Below are 8,654 nucleotides of genomic sequence, written 5' to 3' on the forward strand. Positions count from 1 at the left end.
CTGCCATGGGCATACGCCTCGGACCCAATCAAGGCCGTGGCCTGAGAACAGCGGTTACGGGGCACCCCCCTGATCCAGGATTACTTTCTCTTTCCCAACGGCAGGGCGCATCATGAAGCGATTTGTCCTCTGGGCGGCAGGCTTTCTTGTCATCGCGGCGCTGGCGGCGGCGATCCATTACGGCTCGCCGCACGCGACATTGCGGGTGACGACCGGTCCCCTTGGCTCGGATGCGCAGCGCCTTGTCGGCGCGCTCGCCACCGAGGTGGCCCGCGACCATCCCCGGGTGCGGATCAGGCCCGTTCAGGTCGATAATCTGGCCGCAAGCTCGAGAGCGATCGAAACTGGACAGGTGGATCTTGCCGTAATCCGCAGCGACGTTTCACCACCAACCAATGGCCAGACGATCGCGATCCTGCGCCGTGACGTCGTCGCCTTTGTCCTGCCGCCGAAATCACCCATCGACGGCATCGCCAGACTGGCTGGCAAGACGATCGCAATTCCGCAGGGGCGCCTTCAGGATGTCAACTCGGCCCTGCTTGACACGATTCTGGGCTACTACAACGTCGCGCCTCACGACGTGAAGCGGCTCTTCCTGTCCCCCAGGGAGATGGTTGCGGCGGTTCATCATCGGCAAATCGCGGCGATCCTTGCCGTCGGCCCTGTTGGGCCCGGAGATGTGGTCGACTCCGTGGCGGCCATGGCCAGGGGAACCTCTGGAACGCCAACGATCCTTGAGTTTCCGGACGCGGACGCCGTCAACCAGCGCTTTCCGGCTCTGGAGTCTTTCGACGCGCCGGAAGGCGCCTTCAGGTCCCGCCCCGCCGTCCCTGATGACAGCGTCACGACGCTGGCGGTGACCTACCGCCTCGTGGCCCCCGACATGATGCTCAATCTCGTCGCCGGCGCGGTGGGGCGCACACTGTTCACGGAGAAACCCAGGCTGACTGCGCTCAGTCCTCTGGCGAGCCAGATCGAAGCCCCAGATCCTGATGCAAAAAATCCGGTCTTGCCGGTTCATCCCGGCGTCGCAGATTATCTGAACAACGGAGACCAGAGCTTTTTCGATGAGTTGCAGAGCTATTTCTACCTGGCGGCGGCCGTTATCAGCATCCTGGGCTCCCTCCTTACGATCGCCATTGGGCGCATGAGGATCGGCCGGTTGCACCATGAGCAGCGGCGGGTCGGACAGTTCATCGAGATCGCGGATCAGGCCCAGAAAGCTGATTCGGCGGCGCTGGCGGCACTCGAGCAGATTCTTCACCGGCTGATCGGAGAGGTTGTCGCCGCCGGTGGCGGCTCCGGGGCTGGCTCCACGATGGCCCTGGCGATCAACCATGCGCGCCATTCGCTTGCAGCGCGTCAAAGCGCCCTAGTCTCCGCCAAAGCCCGACGCGCAACGGAACCGGCGGAACCCGGATGACGCTGGCGCCCTGGCTGCCCGGCAATCCCCCGCCGGGCGCATCGTCCATGACGTCAGTCCCGTTGTAGGGCGGCAGGCTGGCAGGCAATTAACCCGTCGCGGGCAATCGGCGGGCAATGACGGACCGTCAACGATAAAGCGCGTCCTCCATGTGCGCCATAACCTCATTCTGATGTGGGATCAGGCCAACCCGTCCTGACAGATTGTCCCCGTTGTGACTGTTCCGGCTTCCGGAGACGCTTTCCAGGCGACGGGATCGATGGGTGGCGTCGATATTGATAACCGGGATATTCGATGCCCTAAATCCTCGTGGGGCGTGAATCACCCAGGGAGATTGCAGCGCCGCGATGACGACGCCTCCGTCGACCCAGGATTGAGCGACAGTGTGACAGGTTTTGCGTGGACTATCTTCTCCTGAAATATCTGCATGTTATCGGAGCGATCATCATTCTCGGAACGGGAACCGGGATCGCATTCTTTATGCTGATGGCGCATCGCACGAAGGACGCAGCTTTTGTGGCGCGCACAGCGGCGGTCGTGGTGATCGCCGATATGATATTCACTGCGAGCGCCGTGGTCGCCCAGCCCATCACGGGATACCTGCTCGCTGACATGACGGGAGCGCCACTTTGGGAGGGATGGCTTGGAGCGGCATTGCTTCTCTACGGCGTGGCTGGCGTCTTCTGGCTGCCTGTCGTTTGGCTCCAGTCACGCATGCGCGACATTGCGCAGGAGGCTGCAGCGGCGCAGCATGAATTGCCCCCCGCATATCACCGTCTTTACCGCATATGGTTCCTCTTCGGCATTCCAGGCTTCGGGTCCGTCATGGCGATCCTCTGGCTCATGATCGCACGGCCTGGCCTGTGACCACCGCAATCCGCACCGCTCCCGTCGTCGCCGTCCTCGGCGCTTCAGGCCTTATCGGCGAAAGCCTCTGCGCGTTTCTGCTTGCGAACGGCTACGATATCATCCCGGTGGCGCGACGCTTCACGCCCGTTCAGGAAAGCGCATGGAGTGGTCGCGCCGTGCGCTATGCGCCCGTTGACGCTGATGCTGCGAGTTTGTGCGCCTTTCTCGATACAACAAGGGCGAATGTCATCGTCAATTGCATCGGGGTTTTGCAAGACGCGCCGGGTTCATCCGCATCAGACGCCAACCGCGCTTTCGTTGTGCGACTGGTGGACGCCTTGCGGAAACAGGATGAGCGCGCCCCGCTACTGGTCCATGTCTCCATCCCGGGACACGGGGCGGATGACTTTACGGAATTCAGCCGCGGCAAGCGCGCCGCTGAAGCGGCAATAGCAGATTCAGGGTTGTCGCACGTCATTCTGCGCCCTGGGTTTGTCCTCGCGGACGCCCCCTATGGGGGAGCGCGCTGATGCGGGCTCTTGCTGTTGTCCCATTCGATCTCCCGCAGAAACTGGCGCAACGCCCCTTCGCTGTAACCGACGCCCGTGATCTTGGGCGCACCGTGGCCTTCCTTCTCGATGAGTGGACGGCGGGACGCCGGGCCTGGCGCGCGGGTTGGGACGTGATGCAGGAAAAGACGCAGAACGTGGAAGACGTCCTGGCTGGACTGACGACCCGTCTTGCGGGGCCGAAACGACGCATCAGGGCGCCGGGCTGGGCTTTGACAGCCGCCAGCGTCGCCGGCGACATCATTTCGGGACTTGGATGGCGCCCACCCGTTCGCTCGACCGCCCTTGCGGAGATGGCGCGGGGGGTTACCGGCGACCCGTCGCGCTGGCGGGAGATGACTGGAATCACCCCTGTTTCCAGCTCGAATACCGCCGGTCTCGTCGCCGCGACGGTGCAGGAGCGTTGGTTCGCGCGTCTGTATCTTTTAAAGGCGCTGATTTTCGGAATTCTTGTACTATTCTGGGTCATGTCCGGCTGCATAGCGCTCACCGTCGCCTTCGATGCGGCGCGGCGCATCCTGACAGATCACGGCTTTGGCGATGCGCTTGCGACAGCAGTGACGGTGGCGACGAGCTTGATGGACATCACAATTGGCATATTGATCGCCATCCGGCGAACCTGCCGTATTGGTCTGCTGGCCGGGATTGGGTTGTCACTGTTCTACATGATGTCTGCTGCGATCATGACGCCGGGCATGTGGGTCGAGCCCCTGGGGGCGCTCGTGAAGACTGGCCCCGCAATTGTCCTTATGATGGTGGGACTGGCGGTGGCTGACGACAGATAAACAACGACCATGAGCGACGGCAGGCGCGCGGACCCGCCGGGGTTCGTCTCAGAAGACAGAGTACGCATCCCCTGCATTGACCTGCGCGCCCGCGCCGCCTGAAATATTGCCAGTCACAGCGAAGTCCTGCACGCGCGACGAATGCGCCGCCAACGTTCGGTCTATGCTGCGGCGCAAGCGTCAGGGAAGATACTGTCCTGGTCTTGAGAATAGTATCATCCGGCAGGATGAACCGCCCCGCCATTGCAGGAACAGGGCGATCCATAAAACAGATCATACAGATCCGACGGCAGATCCGTGTATTTTCCGGTTGGTGGGTACAGCGATTACAGCGGGCTGCAGACGTGCCCGCCGTCGACCACGACAACCGACCCGGTCATATATCGCGACAGATCGGACGCGAGCAACAACAACGGCCCGTCCAGATCAGGCAAATCGCCGAAGCGACCCTGGGGAATGCGTTGCATCATGGCTTTACCGTAATTGGTGTCATCCAGACCTGTGGTCATCTCCGTCAGAAAATAGCCGGGGGCGATCGCATTGACCCGGATATTATGGCGGGCCCATTCAGCGGCAAGGGAGCGCGTCATATGTGTGACAGCGGCCTTTGACGAAGAATAGGCGGCTGTGTTGTAGCCAGGCCTTGCCCCGGTGATGGAAGCAATATTGATGATGCTGCCACCACGCCCAGCCGCAACCATGGCCCGCGCCGCATGCTGGGCGACCGACCATGCCCCGTGAACATTGACGTCATAGATATTGCGCCAGTCGGCGTGCTCAAACTCCAGCGACCGGCCCATGCCGCCGACACCGGCATTGTTCACGACAATGTCCAGCACCGGCATGTCTTCAAAGGCCGCCCGCACATCTTCATCACGGGAAACATCCAGACGGATCGCCCTGGCGGATCCCCCTTCAGCTTCGATTTCCGTGACCACATCCTCAAGCATCGCCTCACGCCGTGCAGCGAGAATAACGCTGGCGCCGACGCCCGCCAAAACCTTGGCAAAATGCCGACCAAATCCGCTTGATGCTCCGGTTACAAGCGCAGTTCGGCCCGAAAGATTAAATTCGACAGTCAATAGAGTTTCCTGTGGCTATAGATGTCCATGATACGAGGATAACATTGCCCCGTCGCCAGCGTCCAATGTTACGCCTGTCCCGCGCCATATCCGCCGGCGATGGCATTCACCGCAACCTCCGACCGGCCCGCCTATGCAAAAGCCTGCCGGCGCACTTCCGCACATTCCGGGGTTCCAAGATCCGGAGGGAAGACACACGTGTCCAGAAAACCAAAATCACCCGAACCCATTGTCACCGACATGTCGATCGTCGAGAAGGTGGTCGCGGAACCGCGGGAGATGATGTCGAACGGCAGCACCAAGATTGACGCAGCGATGGCAATGTACCGGCAGCTTGAAAGCCACCCTCAGGACGTTGTTGTCCAGGCGTTCATCGACGGGGCGGCGCTGACTGACAGGGGAGCGCTGACCTACTGGTATAACTGTCGGATAAAAAGGAGCCGGGAGCGACCCGGTGCCTGACAAACTGAACCCAACGTGGATATATATAAAAAAAACCACCACGATATATAATCCGTAATGTTCTATATGGGTGTAGGGCCATCAACATTTACGGATTGGAGGCGTCACCGCCGCTGTTCATCCTGCCGGAAATATAATTCGATCATGCTGCGTCAGCGTCAAGCTGGGGTGGTCGTTGCCGTGCGAATTATATTTCTGGCAGGATGAACATCAGAGAGCAAATACCCGGCTATCGGAACTACCCCCAAGCCAAGATCATGGTCAACCCGGTAGCCAGAATCAGAACTTGGGTCGCAAGCTCTCGGTACTCAACCCGAACCATGGCATGCACCTCGCTGAATGGCGGCGCCAATGAGGATTACCAGTCCCAAACAATGAACATATGAAACCCGCCATACCTTGGCAACCCGCAGACGCTCTTCCTTGCCCGAATGCAAAATTACATCCCGAAGATGGATAATATTTCCCCGCTTTTTTGCTGAACTGGCATCAATCCAGTTGGCAGAGCCGATAAGTGGTTCGGAGCTTCTGCTTCAACTGGATTTCCAATTCCATATATGGAGCAACGCGCTCCACACATCCCAACATCGCTATTTGCTACGCGATTTCCGGTTGGTAAAGCGAAGATCGCGCTTGGTTTTCTGTAAAGATCCGAAGTGCGCTTCAAAATGTCAGGCAATCACGCCTGCCCCATCAAGCTCAAACTCAATGATTAGCCACGCCAAGATCGGGCGGTCTTCAGGTTATTTACTGCAACCTGCCCTTGCGCTGGTCCATTACAATGTTGAATGAGACCTTCAACCAACAGCCGGCCGGATACCACTCGCTACGATGAACCAGGCGATCAGTTGAAAGCCACAAGCAGCAACCCTAAAGCGGTGCAAACCGCCAAAACTGGCAGCATCCCAATCTTGAAGCGCAACATAGCCATCATTGCAGCTATTGCGATCACAGCGGCCCGCCAGTCGAGCGATGACCAAACCGGTATTTCCACCCCTCCCCAAGGAAACTTCAACTCGGTCGTATGGCGGAACAGCACATGCAGGGCAAACCACAGCGCCAGGTTGGCGACCACCCCCACCACCGCCGCTGTAATCGAGGACAGGGCGGACCTTGCAGCCTTGTTATTGCGTAGCTTTTCGACATAGGGAGCGCCGAGAAAAATCCAGATGAAGCAAGGCGCAAACGTTACCCACGTGGTGAGAAGCGCGCCAAGGCAGCCTGCCAATATCGGACTGAGCAAACCGGGCGTCCTGTATGCGGCAAGATATCCCACAAACTGTAGAACCAACACGAGTGGGCCGGGGGTTGTCTCCGCCAGACCAAGCCCATCCGCCATTTCTCCCGGCCGGAGCCATCCAAAAGTTTCCACCGCAGCCTGTGCGACGTACGCAAGGACAGCATAGGCTCCGCCAAAGGTGACCAGCGCCATGCCACTAAAGAACGTTCCGATTTGCGTCCATACACTCCCGTGACCCGTCAGGATCCAAAGCAGCAGCAGTGGACCAAGCCAGAGCGCCCCCCCAATCAGCAACACTCTGATCGCGAAAGCTGACTTCGGAGTAACATGCGAGAGCTCTCCACCGGCGAACATGCGATCAATGACATTGTTTCCGTCAGCACTCTCAGAGCCAACTGATGCTTTGGATCCATCAAAGTACGATGGCGCCGCCTGACATCCAGCAAGACCGAGAATGCCAGCAAACAAAACAATCAACGGGAACGGGATCGCGAATACGTAGATGCCGACGAACGCGCCAGCGGCAATGCGTCGGCGTCAAGTTGGGTGCTGTCGCTGGCTTGAGAATTATATTGCCGGCAGGATGAAAGGCTACGAACTACCCGTCAAGGCGAACTGCGAAGCAATGTGCGGACACTGGCCATAAACAGAAAAGCCGTCCAGATCCCACCGAGCACCCAAAAAATCAGAAACATCACAGAAGCAACAATTTTGTACAACACGCCTGCGACGCTGATGGCCTTACGCCCAAGCAGCCGGATTATCGAAGACGTTCGTCCTTGGGCTTTTTCCGACAGCTTTGCAAATCTCGCTATTTCCTTGGGGTTCTCTGCATGGGAGAGGACCCTGAAGGCAGATTTCACGCCCCCGCTTTGGGCCACTTCAGCGGTTGATGCTCCAAACGACGCCAACGATTTAGATGCCTCTGGGCGCAGTACGCCATCAAACCGTTTTTTCAGCGCTGCCGTATCAACGGGAACGAGATTTACCGCCTCCTTCTGAAAACGCTCCAGCTCCAGCTTGGACATTTTTGTACTCGGGACAGCGTCATACAGCTTCCGAAGCGACGCCATGCTTGGCAGTTTCACGAGAGCCGCGGGATTGCTGCCCAGCGCCTTCTTCAATGCATCCTTATCAACCGCATGGGCAGCGATCCCTGACAAATGCCGTCGCAATCCAACTGTCAATCGCCTTGTCTTGTTTGCCGTTTTCAATACTGAAGCCCCCATATCCAAGGGAGCGCTAACGGGAGACGCCGTTCCGAGCGACCCCAATGTCATGGCGGAGGTCGTCAGGCCAAATGTTGCAAACGCCAACGTAATCCAATCAGGATCGCCTCCTGATGTCGCATTATATCCTTCCTTAACAACATCACGGATATCGCCAAAACCTACTAAGTCTGAAGCCAGTGTGCCAGCTATTCGGGCGGTGCTGTCAAAACTGCCATATGCAAAACCTTCCGCGAATTCATACGCATAAGCTATCGATCTCGTTACCCCGCCAGCATTCGCTCGCGCCAACAAAGCTGGATCAATTGCATGCCCCCGCTCCTGCGCGATCTTGGCAATCGCCTCAGCGTCATCAAAATCGTTTTCTGACAGCGCTTCTTCAATTTTGGCTACATACTCATCCTTGGTAAGCCCCCTGAGCCGGTATTCGGCAATCGAGAAGGGGTCCGCGTAGGAAAGCGCAAGCTTGGCTGCACCGAACATTGGAGACGTGAAGAAAGCCACGCCCGTCGAGATGACCACGGCGCTGGCCGCGATTTTGCGATATCGGAGTTTCATCGGATTAAGACCCAGGCGGTTTCTTATTCAACAACGCTGATGCCAAAAAGCTGCCAGCCGTTGCCGGGCTGCGGCGACTGCGGCCACTGAAAACTGCTCTGGATGACGCAAAACGATCGCTTCACCGGTCAGATCGTGCATTCCGCTTTCGACCAACTGCCGAAAGCCAGTTGTGGGCCCCTTCGCTAACGCCCAATCTTCAATGGTTTTGAGGACTCCTACCTTGCCAACCTTTGTATGTGTTCTCGACGCGCGGGTCCGCCTTCCATTTTTCAGCGTGAGCAGCTCCTCGACAGCAGCTATTGCCACCCAAAATTCACGCTCAACGCCGGCGTTGTATGGCAGGCCTTGTACAAGGCAGATCTGGCGAAAGCTTCTGTCCGCTATATCGTCAGCACTGCGGATTCCACGGATGATGGGCATCGATTCCACGCGATCGTGGGCATGGATTCCACGG

At 58.4% G+C, this 8,654-nt stretch carries 8 protein-coding genes and 1 pseudogene; 5 read left to right on the top strand and 4 right to left on the bottom strand.

Features of this window, described 5'->3' with window-relative positions; all coding sequences use genetic code 11:
* The first annotated feature begins 112 nt into the window (after positions 1–112).
* From IE243_RS21240 to IE243_RS21255, 4 genes are all read left to right on the top strand, one after another.
* Positions 113–1,423, top strand: coding sequence for a TAXI family TRAP transporter solute-binding subunit (locus tag IE243_RS21240; RefSeq protein WP_191321310.1), 1,311 nt, complete (start codon positions 113–115; stop codon positions 1,421–1,423).
* Between the two features lie 399 nt (positions 1,424–1,822).
* Complete coding sequence (locus tag IE243_RS21245; RefSeq protein ID WP_191321311.1) at positions 1,823–2,290, top strand: DUF2269 family protein; 468 nt, start codon at positions 1,823–1,825, stop codon at positions 2,288–2,290.
* Complete coding sequence (locus IE243_RS21250; RefSeq protein ID WP_191321312.1) at positions 2,287–2,802, top strand: NAD-dependent epimerase/dehydratase family protein; 516 nt, start codon at positions 2,287–2,289, stop codon at positions 2,800–2,802. The genes IE243_RS21245 and IE243_RS21250 overlap by 4 nt, the downstream gene beginning before the upstream one ends.
* Positions 2,802–3,626, top strand: coding sequence for a DoxX-like family protein (locus IE243_RS21255; RefSeq protein ID WP_191321313.1), 825 nt, complete (start codon positions 2,802–2,804; stop codon positions 3,624–3,626). Before IE243_RS21250 ends, IE243_RS21255 begins: the two co-directional genes overlap by 1 nt.
* A gap of 326 nt (positions 3,627–3,952) precedes the next feature.
* On the opposite strand, the gene IE243_RS21260 is transcribed toward IE243_RS21255, so the two are convergent.
* Entirely contained in the window at positions 3,953–4,708 is a 756-nt protein-coding gene (locus IE243_RS21260) for an SDR family NAD(P)-dependent oxidoreductase (RefSeq protein ID WP_191321314.1), read from the bottom strand.
* Positions 4,709–4,906: 198 nt separating this feature from the next.
* On the opposite strand from IE243_RS21260, the gene IE243_RS21265 reads away from it, so the two are divergent.
* Complete coding sequence (locus IE243_RS21265) at positions 4,907–5,170, top strand: hypothetical protein (protein ID WP_191321315.1); 264 nt, start codon at positions 4,907–4,909, stop codon at positions 5,168–5,170.
* A gap of 844 nt (positions 5,171–6,014) precedes the next feature.
* Here IE243_RS21265 and IE243_RS21270 read toward each other — a convergent pair.
* From IE243_RS21270 to IE243_RS21280, 3 genes and pseudogenes are all read right to left on the bottom strand, one after another.
* Positions 6,015–6,887 (bottom strand): chromate transporter, encoded by an 873-nt coding sequence (locus IE243_RS21270; RefSeq protein WP_308432093.1) that lies wholly within the window; start codon positions 6,885–6,887, stop codon positions 6,015–6,017.
* A 128-nt stretch (positions 6,888–7,015) separates the two neighbouring features.
* A complete protein-coding gene (locus IE243_RS21275; RefSeq protein WP_191321316.1) occupies positions 7,016–8,197 on the bottom strand; it encodes a hypothetical protein in 1,182 nt (393 codons plus the stop codon).
* 27 nt (positions 8,198–8,224) lie between these two features.
* Positions 8,225–8,654 (bottom strand): annotated as a pseudogene (locus IE243_RS21280) (hypothetical protein); the annotation flags it as partial.

Source organism: Camelimonas fluminis, assembly GCF_014656355.1.
GTDB classification, from domain to species: Bacteria; Pseudomonadota; Alphaproteobacteria; order Rhizobiales; family Beijerinckiaceae; genus Camelimonas; species Camelimonas fluminis.